We start from the raw sequence: 25,314 nt of genomic DNA on the forward strand, positions 1-25,314 counted from the left end.
AGCCAGGATCAAACTCTCAAATAAAAGTTTATCAGGCTCAGATACTATTGTTATCTAAATATCTGGCTTTATGGTTTGTTTCTTGTTTTATAAATTAACCTACTGTTTAATTTTCAAAGTTCATTTTTCATGTTTGCCCTTTTCTTAAGGACAAGTAATACTATATCACCTTAAAAATAATTCGTCAACAGCTTTTTTATATTTTTTTTAAAAAACTTTATACATTAAACTTTTTTAATTCATCTAAATCAAGTACTATCAACATATTAAGTATACTTTTTCTTTTATTTTTATCTTGATATTTTTTTATAACTTCTTTTCTAATCTCGCCTAACACGTTCAAATATTCCTCATAATCCTCAGTATATTTTTCTTCTAGCTCCTTTTTTATTTTTGAAGACAAAGATGGACTTTTACCCCCTGTGGATACACTTATAAGCAAATCACCTCTTTTTACATATGATGGAACAGTAAAATTTGATATTTCTACATTATCAACAACATTTACTAGTTTTTTATTTTTTCTACAATATAATCCTATTTCTAAATTCAGCTCCCTATTATCTGTAGCAGCAATTATCACAGAGCTACTTTCTATATATTCTTCTTTATAATCGTCTTTTATTATATTTATGTTACCTTCTAAATCATGAAACTTATTTAAAATATGTTTAGAAACTACAGTAACACTCTTATTAAAATCTAAAAAGTTTTTACATTTCCTATATGCAACCTCTCCTCCTCCTATTATGACTACATCTAAGTCATCTAATTTTAAGTTAATAGGATATAGCATTTTTTACCCTCCAAAATTTTTATTAAATACATAAACAAATATAGAAATTGTAAAGTCACTTATATTTTCATTTACTAAGATTATAGATTACTAAACTTGTAGATGAAAATATTTTAAAATAACAAATTACAATTTCTATACTTTTCATAATACTTTATATTTTAATAGCTTATTTTCTTAATAATTTAGCAATATCTTTAGCAAAGTAAGTTATTATTATATCTGCTCCTGCTCTCTTTATAGATGTGATTGCTTCAAGAATTACATCTTCATTTAATAATCCTTCTTTAACAGCTAACTTAAGCATAGAGTATTCTCCACTTACATTATAAGCAGCTAAAGGCAAATCAAAATTATCTTTAACTCTTCTTATAACATCTAAATATGATAATGCAGGTTTAACCATAAGTATATCTGCACCTTCTAATACATCAAGTTCTGTTTCTATCATAGCTTCATTGCTATTTGCAGGGTCCATCTGGTATGTCTTTCTATCTCCAAATGATGGTGCTGAATGAGCTGCTTCTCTAAAAGGTCCATAAAAATTTGAAGCGTATTTGACACTGTAAGCCATTATACCGATATTTTCCAAACCATTTTCATCTAAAGCTTCTCTTATTGCTTGTATTCTTCCATCCATCATGTCAGATGGAGCAACCATATCTGCTCCTGCTTTAGCATGACTTACAGATATCTTAGCTAAATATTCTAATGATTTATCATTATCAACATAACCAGTATCTGTTAAAATTCCACAATGTCCATGACTTGTGTACTGACACATACAGACATCTGTTATTACATTTATATTTGAATCTATTTCCTTTATCTTTCTAATCGCTTTTTGTACTATTCCATTCTCATTAAATGCTTGTGATGCACATTCGTCTTTTTCATCTGGTACACCAAATAACATTATATGTTCAATTCCTAAATCTCTTATTTCTTTTATTTCTTCTTCTAACATGTCTATTGATAAGTGATAAACATCTGGTAAAGATTTAATTTCTTCTTTTACATTCTCCCCTTCTACTACAAATAAAGGATATATTAAATCTTCTACATTTACTTTAGTTTCTCTTACCAAATTTCTTATTGCTTTACTTGCTCTTAGTCTTCTTGGTCTTCTTAACATCTCAATCCTCCAAAATTAATTTTCTATAATTAAATCTACTAATCCATTTATTGTAGATGTTGTAGCCTCTTTATATAAATTTATTCCTAAATTATTTATTGCCTCTGTAGTTATAGGCCCTATAGACAATACTTTTATTTTATCTAAAATTTTAATATTTTCTTTTCCTATAATCTCAATAAGATTATTTACTGTTGATGAACTTGTAAATGTTATATAATCTATCTCATTCGAATTTAAAATATCTAATATTTCATTTCTTTTATCTTCATCTATCACGGTTCTATATGTATGTATTTCTGTTACTTCACAAATTTCCTTAAGCTTATCAACTAAATAGTCTCTAGCATTTTCTGCTCTAGGTATAAGTATCTTATCATTTTCAGTTAAAATTGGTGATATCTCTTCATATAATGATTCTGCTACAAATTTTTTTGGTACTATATCTGCTGTAATTCCTCTTTTCTTCAATTCACTTGACGTTGCTGAGCCTATTGCACATATCTTTAGGTTAGATAATATTCTTGAATCAAAATTCACTTCATAAATCTTCTCAAAAAATATTTCTACTGCATTTTTACTGGTTAGTATTAGATAGTTATATTCATTTATATTTTTTATTTCATTTTCCAATTTAGTATTATTCTGTATTTTTTCTATCTTAATAGTAGGTATCTCTATTGGATTCCCACCTAAATCCATTATCTTTTCTACTAATACACTATTTTGATTTCTAGACCTAGTCACAGCTATACTTTTTCCAAACAAAGGTTTCCCCTCAAAGAAATTCAGTTTTTCTCTAAGTCCTACAACACTTCCAACTACTATAAGAGTTGGTGGTTTTACTTCTTCTTTGATAGCAACTTCATAGACATTTTCAAGTGTAGATGTAACAACCCTTTGATTATATCTAGTTGCCCAACTTATAAGAGCAACTGGTGTATCTTTGCTCTTTCCCTCTTTCATCAAGTTTTCACTTATTTTCTTCAAGTTAGAAATCCCCATCAAAAACACAAGAGTGCCTTTATTGTTTGCAAGAGCATTCCAATTTAATTCCCCACTATCATCACCTTTCAGATGACCTGTTATTACATGAAATGATGAAGCGTGGTCTCTGTGTGTTATAGGAATACCCGCATAGCATAAACCTCCTATTGCAGAAGTTATCCCTGGAACTACTTCAAACTCTATACCTTCATCCACTAGAGTCTCTGCTTCCTCTCCACCTCTACCAAATACATAAGGGTCTCCACCTTTTAAACGAGTCACAAGTTTTCCTTCTTTAGCTTTTTCTGCTATAACTCTATTTATATCTTCTTGTGGCAAAATATGATTGCTTGATGCCTTTCCTACATATATAAATTCACAATCTGTTTTAGCTTCTCTTAAGTAACTACTATTTGCTAATCTATCATATACTATTACATCCGATTTTCTTATACACTCTAAGCCTTTCAGAGTCATGAGTTTATAATCTCCTGGTCCTGCACCTACTAAGTAAACCTTACCCTTCATAACTTTCATACTCCTTCAATACAAGTTTAGCTAACTTTAAACCTAACTCTCTAGGAGAAGAGATATCTCCTTCTATGGACTTAATTACTATTTTATTTCCTTCTGAATCTCCATATAAACCAGTAAGATGTATTTTATCTTGATTTATTTCACAATAAGCTGCCATTGGAATATGACAACTTCCATTCACACCATCTAAAAATCCTCTTTCAGCTAATATTTGGATTTCTGTATCATTATCTTTTAGTGAGTTCACTATCTCCTCAACATCACTATCATTACTTCTTATCTCTATAGCTAAAGCCCCTTGAGCAGGTGCTGGAATGACAACATCAACAGGTAAATAAGAACTTATTTTATCTTGTAAATTAGCCCTTATTATTCCTGATGCAGCTAATACAATTCCATGTAGATTTTCATCTTTGATTTTTCGTATTCTAGTCTCTACATTTCCCCTAACTTGAACTATGTTTAAATCAGGTCTTTGCTTTAATAATTGAAATTTTCTCCTTTTACTCCCTGTTCCTATTACTGCTCCATGAGGTAAATCATCTAGGCTTTTATATTCATCTCTAAGTATTAACACATCTCTTGGGTCTTCTCTTTTAGGTGTATGAGCAAATTTTAGTCCATCTGCCAAATAAGAAGGCATATCTTTCATACTATGTACTGCTATATCTATCTGTCCATCCAATAATTGTTGCTCTATTTCTTTTACAAATAATCCTTTATCACCTATTTTATCTAATGAAACATTTTGAATTATATCTCCTTTTGTTTTTATAATTTTGATTTCAAAATTAATATAAGGATGTTTCTTTTTTAGCTCATTTATTACCCATTCAGTTTGTATAAGTGCTAGATTACTACCCCTAGTTCCAACCACGATATTCATATTAAATCTCCTTTAAATATTACATTCGTCTATTTTATTTTGTTCTCTTTATTTACTAGTATCGTAGAAAAATAAGATATCTTATCTTCAAGATGTGCTTCTCTTAAATCCTTAAATACAGTTTCACTATCTTGAGACGAATTACTAACTAAAATAGCATGTTCTATCAGATTATATTTTTCTAATTTTTTTATTATTTCTTTAAAATTCTTATACACTTTCATTAACACTATAGAATTATAATTTTGTAGAGCATTCTCTATCTTATCATCTTCCATAGTACAAGGAACTACTACTAATGCTTCTCTATCCATAACTAATGGAAAATTTTGATTAGATGCTATATTAGAAAACGAAGAAATTCCTGGTATAGTTTCTACTTCTATCTCATCTACTATTCTGTTCATTATATACACATATGTACTATAAAGCATAGGGTCACCCAATGTTACAAATCCTACATTTTTACCATTATTAACATCTGATATAATTTCCTCTGCTACATTGTCCCAAGCTAGTTCTTTTTCGTTTCCATCAAAACTCATTGGGAAATGTCTAGATTTTATCTCTAGTGATTCTGGTAAATATTCATTAACTATTGATAATGCCAAGCTTTCTCCACCCCTTTTTGACTCCGGAGTGTATAAAACATCTAGTTTTTTTAGAGTATTAACTGCTTTTATTGTAAGTAAAGAACTATCTCCTGGTCCTGTTCCTATACCATAAAACTTAGCAGTTTCTGCACATTTAAGAGTATGACGAACAAATTTATCTTGTATATAAGGATTTTCTCCTAGCCCTTTTAAATGAATTTTCACATTAAATCCATTATCTTCAAGTATTGTCTTCCAAGAATCCTCTTCATCTCCTGCCATATCATTTATGGCATGGTCACCTGCAACTAGCATAAATGGCATTAAATTTATAGTTTTTATATTGCCTTCTTTTAATCTTCTCATTACATGTTCTATTTCTGGATAACCTTCAACCGTACCAACATAAGCATTTACTCCATTATCTCTAAGCATATATTCCAAGGCTGGATATGCTGAATGAGACTCATGAACTGTTCCATGACCCATAAATACTACTGCTTCATCACTTTCCATATGAGGAATTTGATGTTTAATTGCCTCTACTGATTCTTGATAATCCTCTATGTGAGTAAGTAAAGGTCTTCCTAATATAAGTTTTTTAAATTTAGAAGAATAGCTTTCTACTTGTTCTTTTAGCTTATTAAATTCTTCTCCACATATAATATGAAGCGTTTGAATTATTACTTCGTCATACCCTTGCTCATATATTTTATCTAAAGCTTGTATAGGGTTGTCTATTTCTATGCCATCTCTTTTTTTTATTTTGTTTATTATCATATTTGATGTATACGCTCTAAAAAAATCATAGTTTTTTAACGAATTCTTTATTTTATTTTCACACACATCTATTGTCTTTTCTCTTGTTTCATGGTAGCTTGTCCCAAAACTTACTACTAATAAGGCTTTCTTCATATCTTCTCCTCCTAAAAATCACACAATTATGTCTTTAATTTTATTTATGTCATTAATTACATTTTCGTAGTTAATCGATTCTCGTTTAATAATTACTACTGGTATATTGAGATTTTTACATGCATTTACTTTTTCTAAAAAACCTCCTGCTACCCCACTTTCTTTTGTTATAACTAAATCTACATCATAATGTTTATATGTTTCCTCGTTTATACACTGGCTAAACGGACCTTTCATTGCTACTATATTGTCTGCATTTAAACCTAATTTTTCACAACTTAAGATAACTTCACTTGTCGGAAGAACTCTAACCACTAAATTTTTATTACTTATTCCTTCTACAAATCTGTTTAAGTTTTTACTTCCTGTTCCTATAAATATATTTTTTCCTATTTTATTTGCAATTTTACAGGCTTCTTCAATTGTATCTACTATAAACTTATTGTCATAATTTATTTCTTCTATTAACGATTTTCTTTCAAATCTTATATACTCTATGTTTGATAACTTTGCACAAGTAATAGCATTTTTAGATACTTCAACTGCATAAGGATGAGTAGCATCTATTATTCTAGCTATATGATTATCCTTTATAAACCTTAGCATTTCTTCTTTTCCAAGCTTACCTAAAACTATATTATTTGTATGTTTTTGTGCAAGTTCTTTTCCATATTCTGTAGTTACTGAAAGTACATAGGACTGATTTTCCAATTCATTTATCATATCACATATAGCTAAACTGTCTGAAGTTCCTCCTAGAATCAAAATCATACTGTATAACCTCTTGGAGTTATCATCAGTTCACCATCAATATAAGTAGATTTATTTCCGATTATAACCATAGTAGTCATATCAACTTTTTCAAAATCCATATTCTCAAAAGTACATATAAACTTAGTTTCTTTTTCTCTACCTACATCTTTGACCACTCCAACAGGTGTATTTCCATCTTTAAACTCTCCCATTATTTTAAATGCTTTACTTAGATGTTCACTTCTTCCCTTACTTCTTGGATTATACAGGCATATTACAAAATCAGCTTCTGCAGCTAACTTTAATCTTTTTTCAATTACTTCCCATGGAGTCATTAAATCACTTAAACTTATATGACAGAAATCATGCATAATAGGTGCTCCAAGTATAGCTGCTGCACCAATACTAGCAGTAACACCTGGAATTACTTTAACTCTTATGTCTTCACTTTCCTTAGATATTAATTCTAAAATAAGTCCTGCCATTCCGTATATACCGGCATCTCCACTACTTATAACTGCTACTTTTTTCCCTTTTTTCGCTTCTTCTACTGCTTGTTTACATCTATCAACTTCTTGTCTCATACCATTTTGAATTATTTCTTTATCACTTATAAATTCTTCTATTAAATTTATATAAGTCTTATACCCAACAATAGCCTCAGAGTCCTCTATCGCTTTTATCGCCTCTAAAGTCATAGTATCTTTATTTCCTGGTCCAATTCCTACAACATATATCATATTTTTATTCTCCCTACCGAAAAAGTTATTCCTTTATATTTGTGTTTTTCAACTATTAAGTTTCCCTTACTTAAAAGATATGCTACAGGTTCTGCTACTGAATATACACCTACATTTTTTTTCACAAAATCGGATTTATCAAACATATCATCAACTTTGGATATTTCATCTATTGAAAATGTCTTAAATGGCGCTTTTAGCTTTTTTGCTAAATCAATGATTGCCTTTTCATCTTTTTTTAGGTCTATACTTCCAATGATTTTTACAGCTTTAATATCTATATTTTGTACCTCAAAAAATTCTAGTAAAGAATCAAACATCAACTTACTATCTGTGTATCTTCTACACCCAATCCCTATAACTATATCTTTTGGAATCACTTTTATTATTTTTTCTCTGTAATAATTATGTGTAAAGTTATTATCCACATCTAAACTTTCTATATCTTTAGTAAAATTTATCTTGTTGCTTACTATAACTATCTTTTCTATATCTTTATTTAAAAAACTATCTTTTAATCCTTTACTACTTTTTATAAGCTTAAATCCTCTAGTGTCAACTTGATAGCCTTCCTCAACATACAAACCAACACATTTACCATTTACTAACATAGAATTTACTTCTTTTACATTTTCTCTAAAGTTATCAATATAAGCATTTAATTTTTTTGCTATCATATCTAAAGAAGCTTTTTGGTTTACATCAGTAGCTGTTGTTATTACTGGATTCGCATTGATAAGACTACTTATATAATGCGTTAAACTATTTGCTCCTCCAATATGTCCACTCAATAAACTTATTACATTTTGTCCTTTCTCATCTATCACTAAAATTGCAGGGTCACTAAACTTGCTTATTATATATGGTGCTATACTTCGTACAACTATCCCTGTCGCCATTATAAATATTATATACTCAAATTTATTAAATACCTCTCCTACAAAATCACTTAGTTTTTTTTGTATTATTTGTACAGAATCTTCCTGACTAATATCTAAAGTACCTTTTTTATTTTTTATTTGATATACAACACAATTGTCCACTAAAGATTCTATCTTTCTAGCTAAATTTTTTCCGTTTTCAGTAATACAAATTATAGCGATATTACCCTCTATACTCATGTTTAAAATCCTTATCATATAACTTTGAGTTATTATATTCTTCTCCTAAAAATCTACCTACCATTATTAAAGCAGTTTTATTTATGTTATTTTCTTTAACTTTTACAGCTATATCATTTAAAGTTCCTTTAACTATTTTTTCATCTGCCCATGTAGCTTTATATATAACTGCTATAGGTGTGTCCTTTGGATAACCGCCTTCTAATAATTTAGATACAACCTTCTCAATCTCTTGAACTGATAAAAATATTACCATAGATGTCTGATGCTTAGCATAAGATTGTATTGATTCCTTTTCAGGAACTGGAGTCCTTCCTTCCATTCTCGTTATAATAACACTTTGAGAAATTTCAGGAACTGTATATTCCACTCCTAGAGATGAAGCTGCCCCTAAAAAAGAACTCACTCCTGGTGTACAATCATAGTCTATATTCAATTTATTTAAATCTTCCACTTGTTCTCTAATTGAACCATATATAGAAAAATCTCCTGTTTGTAATCTCACAACAGACTTGTTATTTTCTATACCATCTCTCATAACATCTATTATTTCTTGTAAATCCATATGTGCACTATTATGTATTTGACAATCTTCTTTACAATATTCTAAAAGCTCAGGATTGACAAGTGAGCCAGCATATATTACTACATCTGCATTACTTAATAGTTTATACCCTTTCAAAGTTATTAGCTCTTTGTCTCCAGGTCCTGCTCCTACAAAATGTACTTTATTCATCATCATCTTCCCCTTTTTCACAAGATATTATATATATAGGATTTAGTGGTTTAAAATATTCACCTTTTCCCAGTTTCTCTAGTTTAGAAACATTTAAAACACATACATCTATTTCTTTAAACCCATATTTTCTAAGTAACTTTAGAGTTTGGTTAAATGTTTCTATGATTATAAAATTAGCTACAAGTCTTCCTCCTGTAATTAAAGTTTTTTTAGACCATGCTATTATTTCTTCTAAGTTATTTCCAGTACCCCCAAGAAAAATAGAATCAACTTTATTATTTAAGCTTATCTTTATCGGTGCATAGCCTTTTATTACTTCTACATTTTTCAAATTAAACTTTTTAATATTTTTTTCTATAAGTTCTACAGCAGCATCATTTTTCTCTATAGATATAACCTCTAGGTTGGGATAGTTATATGCAGCTTCAATGCTTACACTTCCTGTACCAGCACCTATATCTATAAAACTCTCAGCATTTACTAAATCTAGTTTGCTTATTGATATTGCTCTAACTTCTTCTTTAGTAATTGGAACCTTACCTGTTATAAATTCACTATTCCTCATCTAAAATCACCACAACATTCATTCCGAAATTGTCCATTCTTATTATTTCATCTGGCTTTGCTATTGTTATTTTTTCATTGTCATATGATAAATTCTCACCTACAACAATAATTTTATTTAAATTCCTATCTATTATTTCTTTACTTATTTGCTTTGGTCCTATCTTAGAATCTGTAACCATACATACTTTTTTATGTGATAGTATATAATCGAAATCTGGTATTTTACCATGGCTACTGGTAATATATAAATCATTCATATCAACATATATCCTTGAAAATATATATTGTAAAGAACTAATTCCAGAAACCATATTTAACATCTTATTATCAATATTTTTAGATAAATACTTACCTATACCATATATCAGTGGATCACCTGAAGCTATTATTGATATTTGCTTTTCACTATTGTTATTTATATAATCTACAATTTCTCTTAAATTAGAATCTAATATTATTTTTTCTCCTTCAAAGTTTTTTACAGATTCTAAATTCCTTCTGCCACCAATTAATACATCTGAAGTAGAAATTAAATTTTCACCTTTTTTTGTTATATAGTCTAAGTTACCAGGCCCTAAACCTATTATATTTATCATATAAAAACCTCCAATAAATCATCTGTATTATCTGATTTTCCTAACAAAGACTTATCCATTGAAAAAATTATTACTTCTACATCAATATCATCTACCTCTTCATTTAAATATTGCTTTACTCTATCTCTACATTTATTACTCAATATATTATAAACCTGTTTATATTCGCTATTATTTATCAACTCTACAGCTTCTTCAGCAGTTAAACACTGATTTATTTTATGTAAAAATTCATGTGTAGCTCCCATTAAAGCTAGATTTGCCACTAATATCTCACTTCTAGCATCTGCTACTTTACTATGAGTATTAAAAATCCCAGCTGATACTTTTATAAATTTACCTATATGCCCAGCCATCAATATTTTTTTATATCCTATTCTTTGAGCCTCTTTAATCATATAACCAATAAAATTACTGGTTCTTACTACATACTTAATATCTAAGTTCAGTTTCTCTCTTATAAATTGTTCTCCATGATTTCCTGGAACTAATATTATCTTGTCTAAACCTTGTTCTTTTTTCATTTGGAGTTCTATAGATAAAGATTTTTTCCAGCCCTCATCGCTCATCGGCTCAACTATCCCAGTTGTACCTATTATAGATATTCCTCCAACTATTCCTAACCTTGGATTAAATGTTTTTTTTGCGATTTTTTCTCCTTGTGGAGCAAAGATTGTTATTTTTAAAACTTTATCATGCCCAAGCATAGATTCAAAATCACTTTCTATAAGCTTTATTATTTCTTGATTTATCATTCTTAATGGAGTTGGATTTATGGCAGGTTTACCAACACCTACACTTAATCCTTTTTTAGTTACTACTCCAATACCAGTTCCACCATAGACCCTAATAAATTTATAGAGTTCACTTTGACATTCTTCACTAATATTTATGTTATCAATATTTTCTAAGGTAAGATAACTATTGCTATCATCAGTTTTAGATATAATTTCAACTCTTGCATAGATATCCATAGTATGTGTTGCATCTATATCATCTCCACCATCTTTTTTTACAGAACATTCCACAAAATCATCAGAAATGTTTATATTATCAATATTTAATGATAGTGGTATTCCCTTAGGAGTATCTATGTTTATTGTATCAATTTTATTTTTTGTAATCATCATATACACAGCAGCCTTAGATGCACCTGTAGCACAAGAACCTGTAGTATATCCTCTTCTATACTTTTTCCCATCTATATATACATATTCTTCCATATAGATACCTACATGGCATATAAGATAGCATTCACTATTGCTGCTGCTAAATTACTACCACCTTTTCTACCTTTAGAAATTATATATGGTATATCTGTCTTTTCAACTTCATCTTTTGACTCCTGTGCTCCTACAAAACCTACAGGAACTCCTATAACTGCATCTACATCCAATTTCCCTTCTGATTTCATTTCCATAACTTTATATAAAGCTGTTGGTGCATTCCCAAGTACAAATATCTTTCTTCCTTCTTCTTTTGATGCAATTTCTACAGCTGCCATAGAGCGGGTAATACCTTTTTCTTTAGCTACTTTTGCAGTTTCATCATTCGCTACTAAACATTTATATTTGCATCCCAATGCTTCCAACTTCTTCTTATTTATTCCACTCAGAGCCATATTTGTATCTGTATAAATACTTGCATTATTTTTTAGCGCATCTATTATACTATCAACTGCCTTTTCTGATATTTTTAATATATCCAAGTAATCAAAATCAGCAGTAGTATGTATAGCTCTTTTTATTATTTTTTCTTCAATCTCATTTTTAAATTTATAATCTGGTCTGATTTCATCTATTATTCCTTGTATTAATTCAAAACTTCTCTCTTCTATTTTCATAGGATTCTTTATGTATTCCATTCTACTTCCCCCTTAATTCCACCATCTATTATATCCAAGGTATAGATTTTATTATAAACAGAATTTATATTAGACTCACATAATACATCTATTAATTTCTTATCATTCATAAGCTTATCAATTAAAATCCCTATTACTGTACCACTATGGGCAATATTTACTCCATAGGCTCCATATAGCTTAGATATTTTTATTATTTCATTTAAGTATTCTTTTTTTTCTATATTTTCGTTTGCTAAACTACTTAATGTACAAGCCTCTCCAACTAAGGATAAATCATCTTTCTTCAGACCTTCTTCTAAAAGAGCAAATGACTTTTTTATAATTTCCTTATTTTCGATTTTTAGCTTACTATAATCTTTCCTCATTCTAATTTTCATCGTATCTAATACTTTATTAGGTTCAAGAATTATAACTTTTGCATTAGTTATATTTCCCAAGTATTTTATAACAGTACCATTTAAGGGATTAAATATACTATTTTTATTTATAAATATAGAGTCTGTTGGTTCTATTTCTGCTGCCAATTTCGATATTTCTTCACTATTTAAATCTTTATCTATTAACGATAATGTTGCTTTTATAGTAGCCCCTATATCAGCTGTCGAACTTGCCATCCCTTTTCCAACAGGTATTTTGCTGTTTATATTTAAAGAAATGCTTTTGGTATCTTTTTTAGGCAAATTAAATTTTTCAAATACCTTTTCTATAGCTATTCTTGATTTATGTCTACCTAAATTTATATCTTTTAATTTCTCTTCAATACATACCTTAGAGTACATATTTATAGCATATGAACATAGATATTCTTCATCATCTATTATCCCTTGAACAAACTCTCCACATGATGCTGGACATATTCCATAAGATTTCATTTTAATCACCTAATAAATTTTTTATATTTTCTATAAGAATTTTATTATCTTCATGAGATTTTATAGCTATCCTTATAAAACTGTCGTCCAATCCTATAAAGTTAGACGCATCTCTAACCAATATATTTCCGTGCTTAAACAAATCTTTTTTTAACTCATCAGCTGTCTTTTTATAAACTTTTATTAGGATAAAATTAGCATCTGTATCATAAACTTTTATATTTCTTATGTTTTTTAACTCTTGTAACATGTATTTTCTTTCTTTTATGTAGTACTCTTTACTATTTCTAATATAATCTTTATCTTCAAAAACAAAATTGGATAGCATATCAGCAAAAGAATTTATAGTCCATGGTTCTTTATACTCATAAATTTTATCCATAATGTTGCTATTACTTGTAAGGCCATACCCTAATCTTAAACCAGGCATTCCAAAAAATTTAGTCACAGCTTTAATTATAAATATATTTTTATTTGACTCTATATATTTAACTAAACTATATTCATTTTCATTTTCGATAAATTCCATAAAAGTTTCATCAATTATTAGCATCTTATTGTTTTCATTTAATAAACAAACAAGTTCCTTTAAATCTTGAACATTCCCACTAGGATTATTTGGATTACATATAAATAAACAATCAAATTTTTCAATGTTATTTTTTACTATATCTATATCAAGTTTAAAATTATTATTTGAATCTAATTCTAAATCTATAATATCTATATTATTTAGTTTGGCACTTCTTCTATACTCTGAAAAAGTGGGGTTTATTATAGCCAATCTTTTTTTAATACTCTTCATAAGCAAATAAATTATCTCTGTTGCTCCATTTCCAGGTATTATAAAGTTTGAATTTATATTTATATATTTTGATATATTTTTTCTCAAGTTTGTATAATTTATATCTGGATAATTCCTACATTCATCTAACCCTCTTAAAATATATTTTTCTAAATTTGGTAAAACTTTTGGATTTATATTTGAACTAAAGTCTATTATTTCTTTTGGGTCTTTCCCATACAATTTTGCCATTTCGTCTACATTAGCACCATGCCCTAAATCCTTCATCTACATCCCCCTTAAATCAATACACAATTAATTTATATAATTAAAATCATCCTACATACCACAGATACCAGCGTAAATACTAATATAGAGGTCAATGAAGAAGCATACATAATTTTATTTGTTTTAATTATATCTTCTATATCTATCTCTCTAGTTTTATCTCCTATCGTTGGCTTATCTACTTTTTTTCCAAAATAAACATTGGTTCCTCCTAGTTGAATTCCTAAGGCTCCTGATACTGCACCTTCTGAAAAAGCACAATTTGGACTTTTATGATTTTTTCTATCTCTAATAGAAATTTTAAAACAACGCTTATAGTTATAACCAAGAAAAAAACTCCCTACTGTCATAAGAATAACAGCTATTCTTGCTGGTATATAATTAGCTATATCATCAATTTTAGCAGAAGCAAAACCAATATTTTTATATTTTTCATTCTTATATCCGACAGTTGAATCAAGAGTGTTTATGGCTTTATACGCCATAGCAAGTGGTGCTCCCCCAATAAATGCATAAAGCATAGGTGCAATTATACCATCTACAGTATTTTCTGCCACAGTTTCCACAGTTGCTCTTATTATTTCAGGTTCACTTAAATTAGTTGTATCTCTACCCACTATATAAGATAATTGAATTCTAGATTTCTCTATGTCTCCAGTCTTTAATACATCATAAATTTTTACAGCTTCATCTTTTAAACACTTTGTTGCTAATGTCGTATAAATTATAAACCCATTTACTACAGTGCTTAATAATACATTAAAACTACATAGCTTCACTATAACATAAGTTGCTAAGTAAGTTATTCCAACAGTTACAAACCATAATATAAAGCCACCAATTTTTAACTGTTTTTCATTTTTAGAGGCCTTCCTTATTATCCCTTGGATAAGATTTATAAGTTTTCCAATAAACCTTACTGGATGAGGGAAAGAATATGGGTCTCCTACAATTAAATCTGTTATATACCCTATATAAATAGATAAAATATTCATTTACTCATTTCCCTTTTCCAAAAAATTTTCTATGCAATTTAAGTTATTATAAAAATGTGTATGAAGGTATGTTGCCAGTGTATTTCCTTTGCTATAACCTCCATCCCATTCTTCTATTAAATTTCCTTCTCTTTCTTTTTTCATTGAATATGCACATTTCTCATCACTTTCAAATATTGAATGATGAAACTCATGCCCTTTAATAATTTCACCTGTTTTAGATAAAATTGTATTTTCTTTAGCTATACCAAGGCAATATCCAAACCTCTTTAAAGAAGGTGTCATCTTACTAGTTCCATTAAATATGCCAACCATATTAAATTCTTGTTCCTCTTGATTAAGTAACTTCTCACCTAAGTACATTAATCCACCACATTCTGCATAAATAGGAATATTATTATTATGTGCTTCTAGTATAGAGGCTCTCATTGATTCATTTGCTTCTAGTTCTTTCCCAAATATCTCTGGAAAACCGCCTCCAATATAAATATAGTCTGAATTTGGCACTGATGTATCTTCAAGAGGACTAAAATAGTTTACTTCTAATCCAAGCTCTTCTAAAAGTTCTATGTTTTCCCTATAATAAAAATTGAAGGCTTTATCATATGCTATGGCTATTGATTTATCCTTAACATGCTCTTTTATCTTATTATTTTCTATTAGATTTTGAAAATCAAAACTACTCTCAAATTCATCACTTTCTGAGATTTCGATTATTCTATCAATATTTATGTAGTTTTCAATCTCATCAGCTAAAGTATAAAACTTTTCTCTTAAAGATTTCATCTCAACACTAGGAACTAGACCTAGATGTCTGGATTCTAATGAAAATTTATTATTTGGAGGAAAGTATCCCAACACTTCGATATTACAATATTTCTCTATAGAACTCTTAATTATTTGATAATGGCTCTTAGTTTTTACATTATTTACTATAACACCTTTTATATCCACAGCTTTATCTAGTTCCTTATATCCTAGTACCATAGCAGCACTAGATGCAGCCATAGATTTTCCATTTATAACTAGTATAACTGGGGCTTTTAATACCTTAGAAGTATGTGAACTTGTGCAATTATCTAAATCTATCCCAAAACCATCATATAATCCCATAACTCCTTCTACTACTGAAATATCTGCATCCTTTGAAGATTTATTTACTATATGCTTTATCTTTTCATCATCTAACATATAAGAATCCAAATTCCTAGAATGTCTTCCAGTTATAAATGTGTGATATGAAGGGTCTATATAGTCTGGCCCTACTTTATACGGCTGTACTTTCATATTTCTCTTAACTAAAGCCTGCATTATGCCTAATGATATTGTAGTCTTCCCAACTCCACTGCTAGTACCTGCAATCAGAATCTTTTTCATAATACACCTCCTACCTAAAGTATAAATATAAAGTCATTCTTATTTCATAATTTCATATATCTGCTCTATATCTAAATGTTCTCTCAAGAAATCTGCCAATTTATCATACTCTTTATCTTTAAACTCATCAAAAGAACTTACAGTACTTTCTAATTCTTTTAATCCCTTTTTCTTTCTTATATTATTTAAAATTGCTCTTGTAAAATCTATTTCATCAAATATTCCATGAAGATAAGTACCAATTACATTACCTTCTTTATTTACACTTCCTTCAGTATAATTGACTTCTTTATCTAGTTTTTTTGTTATTAAGTCTAAGCTACTTACTTTATTACTGCGATTTGTAATTCCCATATGTATTTCATAGCCTTTTACTTTCTTACCTTTAAGGTTGTTCATATATTCGCCAGTACATTCAATAATGGTGGCTTCTACTTGAGTTGTAGTCTTTTCCTCTTCAAATATTGTTTCTGTATCTAAAAGACAAATGCCATCTACTTCTTCAATTTCACTTTCAACATGATAAGGGTCTTTTAATTTTTTACCTAGCATTTGATACCCACCACATATTCCAAATATCAATTTACCCTGACTATGTAAATTTTTAATTTGTGACTCAAGACCACTTTCTCTTATGTACTTTAAATCATCTATAGTACTTTTAGTTCCAGGTATTATCAATATATCTGGATTTCCTATAGCTTCTCCATAGTCTACATATCTAAGGCTTACATCTTCTTGTGTTTCAAATATATTAAAATCTGTAAAATTTGACATATGTGGAGTTCTAATTATTTCTATATGTATATCATTTTTATCCATTTTTTTCTTAAATCTAGTTGTTACACTATCTTCATCTTCTATTTTTATATCCATATAAGGAACCACACCTAAAACTGGTACTTTTATAATATCTTCAAGCATCTTTAAACCATCTTGTAGGAGTTCCTTTTTCCCTCTAAATTTATTGATTATTACTCCTTTGACTCTTTTTCTCTCATCATCATCTAATAAAAGCATTGTACCTGCTAATGATGCAAATACTCCTCCTCTATCAATATCCCCAACTATTATTACTGGTGCATCTGCTATTTTTGCCATACCCATATTAGATATATCTCTATCTTTTAAATTTATCTCTGCAGTACTCCCTGCACCTTCCATAACCACAATGTCATACATTGAACTTAAATTATTAAAGGTTTCCTTTAATACATCTACCAATTCTAGCTTATAATCATGATATTCAGATGAATGCATTTCTCCTACAACTTTTCCCCTTACAATCACTTGACTTTTATGATTTCCAGAAGGTTTTAATAAGACTGGATTCATATCTACTATTGGCTCTATTTTTGACGCTTCTGCTTGAAATACTTGTGCTCTCCCCATTTCCAATCCTTCTTTAGTTATAAAAGAATTTAAAGCCATATTTTGTGACTTAAAAGGAGCAACAGTATGACCATCTTGTTTAAATATTCTACACAATCCTGCTGATAAAATGCTCTTACCTACATTTGATGCAGTTCCCTGTAACATTACTTTTTTACCCACTTTCTCCCCCTCCTTAAAGTTAAATTTTACCTACAAATAAAATAAAAAAAGTCCTAATGCTTCTAAAGCTAGGACTTTTATATATATATCAATTAAAAATCTTTCACCCCGAAGACCTCATGTTTTAAATTAAATTAGGCAGGTATCCTGGCTTAACTTCATCCTACTCCTATAACCTTCCCATCAAATTGACAGTGGTATTTATAGTTTCGTTGGTTTCACAGTAGCGGGGGCTGCAAAGGCATCTAACCTTTTTCCCTTTTTACATCTAATTGAGAACCTAATTTTAATCTAATATTCTATTTTTGTTAGTAAGTTTATAAGCACATATCGTTTAATGTTTAATTTATATAAAATCAGTAAAATTCATTTTATTTATTACAGTAAATCCATTATCAACTTCCAAAATTGTAATAGATGCATTATCAATTTTAAAGTTCCAATGATATTTATAACTACCAGAAATCAAATGTGTTATTATGTTTCTTATTGTACCTGCATGAGAACATATAAGTATTGCTTTTCTATTTAAATAGTCATCATTTTCTAAAATTATATTGTCAATCTCTTTTGCTACTCTTTCATATGAATCTATCAAACTTTCTCCATTTGGGTATCTATAATTGCTACCTTCTTCTATCATTTTTTCAAATTCTTTTGGATGCTTAACTTTTATTTCTTCAAAAGTTATTCCTTCAAAGTCTCCAAAGCTAATTTCTCTTAGATTTTCTCTTTCTTCTATTTCTATTGATTTCAGCTTTGATATTTTCTCTACTGTATCTTTAGTACGTGAAGATGGAGTTGTATAAATCTTATCTATACTTTCACTACTCATATATTTTGTAATTTTATTTATTTGCAATTTACCTTCTTCACTTATATAACTATTTATATGACCTGATAATCTTCCTTTTTCATTATCAATTGTCAATGCATGTCTTATTAATATTAATCTTATCACATTATCACCACTTTTTAGTTTTAAATAAACATAAAAATTAACAAATATATATAAATCAAATATACAAGTTCTGAAAGTTCTATTCCACAACCTAATATATCTCCTGTTACTCCATCAATTTTTTTATAAATATGATTTTTAAACAATGTTATAAATATAAAAACTGCTATAGCTGAGCATAATACTTTAATCAATACTATATTAGGCACTAAAAATATTAATTTAGCAATAATACTAACTATCAATAATGTATATATTATAGCTGTTATTAACATACTTGTAGTCAATTTTCCTATAAATAAATTCCCCATTCCTTTTGCTCTTGGTGTTACCGTTTTATATGTCAATAACATTACTCCTAACCTTGCAATCATTGGCATGAATATTATAACCCATAGTGAATTATTGCTTATAATACTATATACAAATCCAATCTTTAATAAAAGTACAAACATAATTGCTAAAAGCGAATTTGTACCTAATCGAGAGTCTTTCATTATTTCAAGCATTTTCTCTTTGTCTCTATAACTGTATATTGCATCAAATGTATCCCCTAATCCATCTATATGAAGCCCCCCAGTAATCAAAACACCAGCAAGTGTTATTATAATCGCACATATAAATGGCTGAAACAAAAGTATAGAAACCCATCCTATTAAATAAGTTAATATACCAATAACAAGACCTACAAGTGGGAAATATACTATGGATTTGTAAAATTCATCATCAAATCCTACATCTAATTTTATAGGTATCCTTGTCAAAAACTGTAGTATCAAAATAAATCTTTTCATAGTCACATACTACTCCTTTATTTTCATAGGTATTCCACTAACTACAAAATAAACTTCATTGCTTTTTGATGCTATATATTGATTTATACGACCTACAATATCAGTATATATTCTACTAAGTTTATTTCCAGGAACAATTCCCATACCTAATTCATTTGTCACAAATACAAAATATAGATTTGTTTTTTCTATTTCTTTAATCAGTTTACTAATTTGCTCTTTTATGTACTCTTCCAATTTATTTATTTCTTCTTGAGTAGATTCTTCTATGTTTAAATTATGTGAAAACATTAAATTATTTACTAATAGTGTGACACAGTCTAGTATAACAGTCTCATGTTCTCCACATATATTTTTAATTATAGAATATATATCTTCATATATTTCATATGTCTTCCAACTTTTAGGTCTACTCTCTTGATGCTTTCTTACTCTATCTTTCATCTCATCATCAAATGGAATAGATGTCGCTATGTAGGCTGTATTATTATTCCTATCTAAACACAATTTTTCTGCAAAATTACTCTTTCCTGACCTAGCTCCTCCTGTTACCAGAATAATTTGACTCATCAAAACACTCCTAAATATATTAAATTTTTTATCGACCCATATCTATCTCATCAAAAGTCGCCATATTTTTGTAAGTATAATTTGAAGCTTCCACTATATTGAATGCCAAAGCAGCTCCACTTCCTTCACCTAATCTCATATCCATATTTAGTATAGGGTCTAATTTCAATATATCTAATGCTCTTTTAGTTCCTGATTCTGCTGATAAATGTGATGCTATCATATATTCTCTAGTTTTTGGATTTATTTTATAAGCAATTAAAGCAGCAGCATAAGAAATAAACCCATCTATAACAACTGGGATTCTATTAGCACTACATCCTAATATAACACCTGCCATTGAACCTATTTCAAATCCACCTACTTTAGATAAAATATCTACACCATCAGTTGGATTTGGATTGTTAATTTCAATAGCTTTTCTAATTACATCAGCTTTATGTTTTAATCTTTCTTTTTTAAGACCTGCACCTATTCCTGTCACTTCTGATGGGTCACATCCTGAGATTACAGATATTATTGCAGTACTTGGAGTAGTATTTGCTATTCCCATCTCTCCAATACCAATTACTTTATAATCTCTTTCTATACATTGCTCTGCTATTTCAATTCCTATTTCTAAGCATCTTATAGCCTCTTGTTTACTCATGGCTGGTCCCTTTGCCATATTTGAAGTACCTTTTCTTATCTTATAATCTAATACTCCATCTAATTTTTCATCACAATTTATTCCTACATCTACAGCTACAACATCTGCTCCTACAAATTTACTTATTACCCCAACTCCACATAGCCCTTTTGAGAAATTTGGAAATTGTAACTTTGTTATGTCTTGAGGGTCAGGTGCAACTCCTTCTTCATATACTCCATGGTCTCCAGCAAAAGCAATTATAACTTTTTTAGTTGTATCAAAATTTTCATTACCAAATATCCCTGCTAATTGCATGCAAATATCTTCTATCTTTCCTAAACTTCCAGTTGGATGTATAAGCCTGTCCAACCTCTGTTTTGCTTTTTCAATAGAAGACTTATCTAGAGAATATATATTCCTTGATATACTTTCTAATAAACTCATTTTCTATCCTCCCAATATTATTTTTTAATTATCTTTTTAGATAAAAGATACTCTTATTTTCTAAAAATTTCAACTTTTTCTTTTTATTTTTACATACATATAGAGATTATTCTACATTTTATCTTAATTTCCTTTATTTTACATTTCTAATTTGCATACAATCACATACTTTTTGTAAAAATATAATTAAAAGAACTTTAAGGAGTTGATATTGTGGATGATTTTTCTAAATTAAAAAATTTATATGAAGATGGATATAGATGTATTTATCATAATTGTGTTGATAATAATTATACTATCTATCTTAAGAATTTTTATACGGAAGGTACAGAAACTGTAGAGTTAAGTAGTGAATCAGATTTTTCACAATTTAAAGATTATATAGATGGACTTAGAATGTCTTAATTCTTTGGGAACCCATTAAAATAGGGAGTTTAACAACTCCCTATTTTGAAGTCACAATTTTTTTAATAAGCTTTAAAAGTTCGTCTCGGTTTACTTCTCTTTGTTTTTTTCTGTCTTTATACTCTTGAAAGTTAACAACTTTTGTATTTGGTTTTTCCATAAACTCACTTCCCATTTAACATTATTAACTTATCTTAATATATTTAATTCTATACAATTTATCTATTTCCTTCTATTTATAATACAAAATTTCTTAAATAATCCCAAATTTTCAAAACAAAATTTTCAAAATACACTAAAATCTACCTTTCAAATATAATATCAAATACAATTTAAAACTCATTATACTTTATAGTATAATATACTAACAAAGTATAATAAAGGAGATTTTAAATGAATATATTACAAAATGAAAACTTAATTATTGAATCAAGTAGCTCTGGTGCTGAGCTTACTAGGATATTTTCTAAAAAACATAACAGAAATATTCTTTGGGATGGTAATAAAAAGCATTGGGGTAGACAATCACCTATATTATTCCCTATAGTTGGTAAACTGCTTGATAATGAAACCATAATAGAAGAAAATTTATACAATATGACTCAACATGGATTTGCTAGAGATATGGATTTTGAAATTACAAATAAAAGTGATACATTCATATCTTATAGTTTAAAATCCAACGAATCTACTCTAAAAAAATATCCCTACTCTTTTGAACTGCTTATAAATTATACATTAAATGACAATAGCATAAATATAGAATGGATTGTAAAAAATACTGACTCTAAAGATATATTCTTTTCTATAGGTGGACATCCTGCATTTAATATTCCTTTTTTTGAACAAAATGGTTTTTCTAAATATCACCTTGAATTTAAAAGAAGAAATGATGTAGAAAAAATCAATTTAAATGGTTCTTTTACTGATGATATAACATTTATTGGTGATTTAAAAAACTTACAGTTAAATCCAGAATTGTTCAAGAATGATGCCTTGATATACACCAATATAGATGAAGTATCTATATGTAATAATGATGGTAGCAAATATATAACTCTATCTATGTTAGATTTCCCTCTAGTTGGTATTTGGACTCCTTATTATAGCGAAACTAATTCTACTGCTCCATTTTTATGTATAGAACCATGGTATGGTCTCGCTGATAGTATACATTCTAATAAAATTTATAAAGATAAGAAATTTATAAACAAATTAGGTAAAGGAAAAATTTTTACAACTTCTTATAGTATAGACATACATTAGATAAAAAATTTAATTTACATGTATGTGTTTTTACAAAATATTAATGTAATTCAAAATAGAAAATACCTTAAATATTCTTATAATCAGTATAAAACAAATAAGTTTCTATATTACTGAAATGAGAGTAGGTATAGTATTAGAAAATAGTGTTATTAATATTAATATTTCTTAAATCAAAAAAATATTACTGGAATGCTAAATTTCCAGTAATATTTTTATATCTACAAACTTTAAATTCTATTTATTAACCTGCTCTCTAAGCCATTCAGTTGCTACATCCAGTTGCTTTTTCTCATCTTTTTCTTCAATTGTAGGTTTTATCCCTTTTTCATTGATATAATCTCCATTAGGTGTAAAGTATTGAGCAGTAGTTAGCTTGTATCCTGTTCCATCTTTCAATCTTACAACTGACTGTACCAGCCCTTTACCATAAGTCGTAGTACCTACAGAAATACCTTCTTTATTATCAACAATTGCAGCTGTTAATATCTCAGCAGCAGAGGCGCTTTCTCCATTAGTTAAAACTACTATTGGAAGTCCCAATTTTTCTTTATCAGATTTTAAGTATTCTGTATTACCTTTATTGTCTTTAGTATATACTATAGTTCCTTCACCAATTAATTCATCAGCAACTTCTTTACATATATCCAACATTCCTCCAGGATTGTTTCTAAGGTCTATTACTAATCCCTTAATATTCTTTTCTTTCAACCCTTTTAAAGCTTTGTCAAAATCAGTATATGTACTTGATATAAACTGGGTAATTTCTATATATCCTAAATCATTATCAATTACTTTACTTTCTATACTTTTCTCAACTATCTGTTCTGTTTTCAGCTCAAAGCTTAGTTGTTTATCTTCTCTCAATACTACTAGCTTTACTTTTTTGCCTTTTTTACCTTTCATCATACTTACAGCTTCATCCGAATTTTTATATGATACAGATTTTCCATTGACTTTTATTAATTTATCTCCTGCTTTTACTCCTGCTTTTTCTGCTGGAGAATCTTTCATAGGAACTACTACTAGACCTCCATCTTTTGATGCTCCTATATACATCCCTACACCAACATAAGAGCCCTCACTATCTTCTATTAGCTTTTTCATTTCATCTTTAGTGTAATAACCAGAATATTTATCATTTGTTCCTAGAAATAACCCCTTTGATGCTCCATCCACTAAATCTTTATCAGAGACTTTTTTATAAAAATCTTGTTTTATAATAGATTCTAATCCTAACAACTTATCATATTTTTTATAGCCTTCATAGAGTTCTTTTGATATTACAACTTTGTTCCCTAATGTAAGCTGAAATGCCGATGTGGCCATAGCTGTTATAATTACTAAAATCACCCCTAAAAAAATAGCTTTCTTTTTTGAAATCACAAGATACATCTCCTTTTACATAAACTATTATATATTATATGACTAGCTGTTATTTTTATTACATTTACCCAAATATATTGCCTTATTACAATAAACTATACTAAAATTTATATTAGAATATAAATTCTGTTCACATTATAACATATTAAGGGAGGAATATTTTATGAAAAAAGAATTTAGGAAAAAAGTTATTGAGCATAGAAAAAATAAAGGTGCTGATTTTATACTAAATAATTCAAATTTGATAACAGAAAAATTACTTCAAATGGAGGATATAAGAAACGCAACTAACATAATGCTTTATCTAGATTTTAATAACGAAGTTAACACAGATAATTTAATCAAAAAACTTTTATCTCTAAAGAAAATAGTCTCAAGTCCTATTACAATAAAAGAAAATCATACATTAATTCCTACTCAAATAACAGATTTAGATAACGGACTAAAAATTGGTGCATATGGAATAAGAGAACCTAACGAAAAATCGCCTAAAATTGATATTAAAGCTTTAGATGTTGTAATTGTTCCAGCTGTTGCATATGACATACATTGCTATAGATTGGGATATGGCGGAGGATTTTATGATAGATTTTTAGAGAACTTAAGAAAAGACGCAATAACTATAGGAATAGCATTTGACTTTCAGGTATTCGATTCTATTCCAAAAGAAACTCATGATGCTCAATTAAACTATATAGTTACTGAAACTAGAATTCTTACACCAAATAATTAAGACTCTCAATACTATTAATATA

General features: G+C 28.5%; 26 protein-coding genes and 1 riboswitch. Of the genes, 3 read left to right on the plus strand and 23 right to left on the minus strand.

What is annotated here, in order from left to right:
* Nucleotides 1-217: 217 nt before the first annotated feature.
* From IR151_RS15400 to cobT, 22 genes are all read right to left on the minus strand, one after another.
* The gene (locus tag IR151_RS15400) at nucleotides 218-796 is read right to left on the minus strand and encodes a bifunctional precorrin-2 dehydrogenase/sirohydrochlorin ferrochelatase (protein WP_227436126.1); all 579 of its coding nucleotides are present in this window, start codon (nucleotides 794-796) and stop codon (nucleotides 218-220) included.
* A 169-nt stretch (nucleotides 797-965) separates the two neighbouring features.
* On the minus strand, nucleotides 966-1,931 hold the full coding sequence (hemB, locus tag IR151_RS15405; protein WP_227436135.1) for a porphobilinogen synthase: 966 nt from the start codon (nucleotides 1,929-1,931) through the stop codon (nucleotides 966-968).
* A gap of 15 nt (nucleotides 1,932-1,946) precedes the next feature.
* Nucleotides 1,947-3,446 carry a uroporphyrinogen-III C-methyltransferase gene (gene cobA, locus IR151_RS15410; RefSeq protein WP_227436137.1) on the minus strand — a complete coding sequence of 500 codons (1,500 nt, stop codon included), beginning with the start codon at nucleotides 3,444-3,446 and terminating at the stop codon, nucleotides 1,947-1,949.
* Nucleotides 3,436-4,341 (minus strand): hydroxymethylbilane synthase, encoded by a 906-nt coding sequence (gene hemC, locus IR151_RS15415; RefSeq protein WP_227436139.1) that lies wholly within the window; start codon nucleotides 4,339-4,341, stop codon nucleotides 3,436-3,438. The genes cobA and hemC overlap by 11 nt, the downstream gene beginning before the upstream one ends.
* 29 nt (nucleotides 4,342-4,370) lie before the next feature.
* Nucleotides 4,371-5,849 (minus strand): cobalt-factor II C(20)-methyltransferase, encoded by a 1,479-nt coding sequence (locus IR151_RS15420; RefSeq protein WP_227436141.1) that lies wholly within the window; start codon nucleotides 5,847-5,849, stop codon nucleotides 4,371-4,373.
* A gap of 18 nt (nucleotides 5,850-5,867) precedes the next feature.
* On the minus strand, nucleotides 5,868-6,620 hold the full coding sequence (cobK, locus tag IR151_RS15425; RefSeq protein WP_227436144.1) for a precorrin-6A reductase: 753 nt from the start codon (nucleotides 6,618-6,620) through the stop codon (nucleotides 5,868-5,870).
* Nucleotides 6,617-7,342, minus strand: a complete 726-nt coding sequence (gene cobJ / locus IR151_RS15430) for a precorrin-3B C(17)-methyltransferase (protein WP_227436145.1) — start codon at nucleotides 7,340-7,342, stop codon at nucleotides 6,617-6,619. The genes cobK and cobJ overlap by 4 nt, the downstream gene beginning before the upstream one ends.
* A complete protein-coding gene (gene cbiG, locus IR151_RS15435) occupies nucleotides 7,339-8,463 on the minus strand; it encodes a cobalt-precorrin 5A hydrolase (protein ID WP_227436147.1) in 1,125 nt (374 codons plus the stop codon). The genes cobJ and cbiG overlap by 4 nt, the downstream gene beginning before the upstream one ends.
* Nucleotides 8,447-9,199 carry a cobalt-precorrin-4 methyltransferase gene (locus tag IR151_RS15440; RefSeq protein ID WP_227436149.1) on the minus strand — a complete coding sequence of 251 codons (753 nt, stop codon included), beginning with the start codon at nucleotides 9,197-9,199 and terminating at the stop codon, nucleotides 8,447-8,449. The genes cbiG and IR151_RS15440 overlap by 17 nt, the downstream gene beginning before the upstream one ends.
* Nucleotides 9,192-9,767: a decarboxylating cobalt-precorrin-6B (C(15))-methyltransferase gene (locus tag IR151_RS15445; protein ID WP_227436152.1), complete on the minus strand. Its 576-nt coding sequence runs from the start codon at nucleotides 9,765-9,767 to the stop codon at nucleotides 9,192-9,194. The genes IR151_RS15440 and IR151_RS15445 overlap by 8 nt, the downstream gene beginning before the upstream one ends.
* Entirely contained in the window at nucleotides 9,757-10,365 is a 609-nt protein-coding gene (locus tag IR151_RS15450) for a cobalt-precorrin-7 (C(5))-methyltransferase (protein WP_227436153.1), read from the minus strand. Before IR151_RS15450 ends, IR151_RS15445 begins: the two co-directional genes overlap by 11 nt.
* On the minus strand, nucleotides 10,362-11,588 hold the full coding sequence (gene cbiD / locus IR151_RS15455) for a cobalt-precorrin-5B (C(1))-methyltransferase CbiD (protein ID WP_227436156.1): 1,227 nt from the start codon (nucleotides 11,586-11,588) through the stop codon (nucleotides 10,362-10,364). The genes IR151_RS15450 and cbiD overlap by 4 nt, the downstream gene beginning before the upstream one ends.
* Nucleotides 11,589-11,596: 8 nt before the next feature.
* A complete protein-coding gene (locus tag IR151_RS15460) occupies nucleotides 11,597-12,229 on the minus strand; it encodes a cobalt-precorrin-8 methylmutase (protein WP_227436158.1) in 633 nt (210 codons plus the stop codon).
* On the minus strand, nucleotides 12,217-13,104 hold the full coding sequence (locus IR151_RS15465; protein WP_227436160.1) for a cobalamin biosynthesis protein: 888 nt from the start codon (nucleotides 13,102-13,104) through the stop codon (nucleotides 12,217-12,219). The genes IR151_RS15460 and IR151_RS15465 overlap by 13 nt, the downstream gene beginning before the upstream one ends.
* 1 nt (nucleotide 13,105) lies before the next feature.
* A complete protein-coding gene (locus IR151_RS15470) occupies nucleotides 13,106-14,176 on the minus strand; it encodes a pyridoxal phosphate-dependent aminotransferase (RefSeq protein WP_227436162.1) in 1,071 nt (356 codons plus the stop codon).
* Nucleotides 14,177-14,208: 32 nt separating this feature from the next.
* Nucleotides 14,209-15,171, minus strand: coding sequence for an adenosylcobinamide-phosphate synthase CbiB (cbiB, locus tag IR151_RS15475; protein ID WP_227436164.1), 963 nt, complete (start codon nucleotides 15,169-15,171; stop codon nucleotides 14,209-14,211).
* Nucleotides 15,172-16,548, minus strand: a complete 1,377-nt coding sequence (locus IR151_RS15480) for a cobyrinate a,c-diamide synthase (protein WP_227436165.1) — start codon at nucleotides 16,546-16,548, stop codon at nucleotides 15,172-15,174.
* A 39-nt stretch (nucleotides 16,549-16,587) separates the two neighbouring features.
* Nucleotides 16,588-18,102, minus strand: a complete 1,515-nt coding sequence (locus tag IR151_RS15485; protein WP_227436168.1) for a cobyric acid synthase — start codon at nucleotides 18,100-18,102, stop codon at nucleotides 16,588-16,590.
* 119 nt (nucleotides 18,103-18,221) lie between these two features.
* Nucleotides 18,222-18,401: riboswitch (cobalamin riboswitch) on the minus strand.
* A gap of 47 nt (nucleotides 18,402-18,448) precedes the next feature.
* On the minus strand, nucleotides 18,449-19,063 hold the full coding sequence (locus tag IR151_RS15490; protein WP_227436170.1) for a histidine phosphatase family protein: 615 nt from the start codon (nucleotides 19,061-19,063) through the stop codon (nucleotides 18,449-18,451).
* A gap of 20 nt (nucleotides 19,064-19,083) precedes the next feature.
* Complete coding sequence (gene cobS / locus IR151_RS15495) at nucleotides 19,084-19,857, minus strand: adenosylcobinamide-GDP ribazoletransferase (protein ID WP_227436172.1); 774 nt, start codon at nucleotides 19,855-19,857, stop codon at nucleotides 19,084-19,086.
* Nucleotides 19,858-19,866: 9 nt separating this feature from the next.
* Complete coding sequence (cobU, locus tag IR151_RS15500; RefSeq protein WP_227436174.1) at nucleotides 19,867-20,427, minus strand: bifunctional adenosylcobinamide kinase/adenosylcobinamide-phosphate guanylyltransferase; 561 nt, start codon at nucleotides 20,425-20,427, stop codon at nucleotides 19,867-19,869.
* 28 nt (nucleotides 20,428-20,455) lie between these two features.
* Nucleotides 20,456-21,502 (minus strand): nicotinate-nucleotide--dimethylbenzimidazole phosphoribosyltransferase, encoded by a 1,047-nt coding sequence (gene cobT / locus IR151_RS15505; RefSeq protein ID WP_227436176.1) that lies wholly within the window; start codon nucleotides 21,500-21,502, stop codon nucleotides 20,456-20,458.
* A 213-nt stretch (nucleotides 21,503-21,715) separates the two neighbouring features.
* Here cobT and IR151_RS15510 point away from each other — a divergent pair, with 213 nt between their 5' ends.
* Entirely contained in the window at nucleotides 21,716-21,907 is a 192-nt protein-coding gene (locus tag IR151_RS15510) for a hypothetical protein (RefSeq protein ID WP_227436177.1), read from the plus strand.
* A gap of 393 nt (nucleotides 21,908-22,300) precedes the next feature.
* On the plus strand, nucleotides 22,301-23,173 hold the full coding sequence (locus IR151_RS15515) for an aldose 1-epimerase family protein (RefSeq protein WP_227436198.1): 873 nt from the start codon (nucleotides 22,301-22,303) through the stop codon (nucleotides 23,171-23,173).
* Nucleotides 23,174-23,410: 237 nt separating this feature from the next.
* On the opposite strand, the gene IR151_RS15520 is transcribed toward IR151_RS15515, so the two are convergent.
* Entirely contained in the window at nucleotides 23,411-24,568 is a 1,158-nt protein-coding gene (locus tag IR151_RS15520) for a S41 family peptidase (protein WP_227436200.1), read from the minus strand.
* Nucleotides 24,569-24,722: 154 nt separating this feature from the next.
* Here IR151_RS15520 and IR151_RS15525 point away from each other — a divergent pair, with 154 nt between their 5' ends.
* The gene (locus IR151_RS15525; protein WP_227436202.1) at nucleotides 24,723-25,292 is read left to right on the plus strand and encodes a 5-formyltetrahydrofolate cyclo-ligase; all 570 of its coding nucleotides are present in this window, start codon (nucleotides 24,723-24,725) and stop codon (nucleotides 25,290-25,292) included.
* Nucleotides 25,293-25,314 lie beyond the last annotated feature (22 nt).

The sequence above is a fragment of the Clostridioides sp. ES-S-0006-03 genome (assembly GCF_020662275.1).
Classification (GTDB): Bacteria; Bacillota; Clostridia; order Peptostreptococcales; family Peptostreptococcaceae; genus Clostridioides.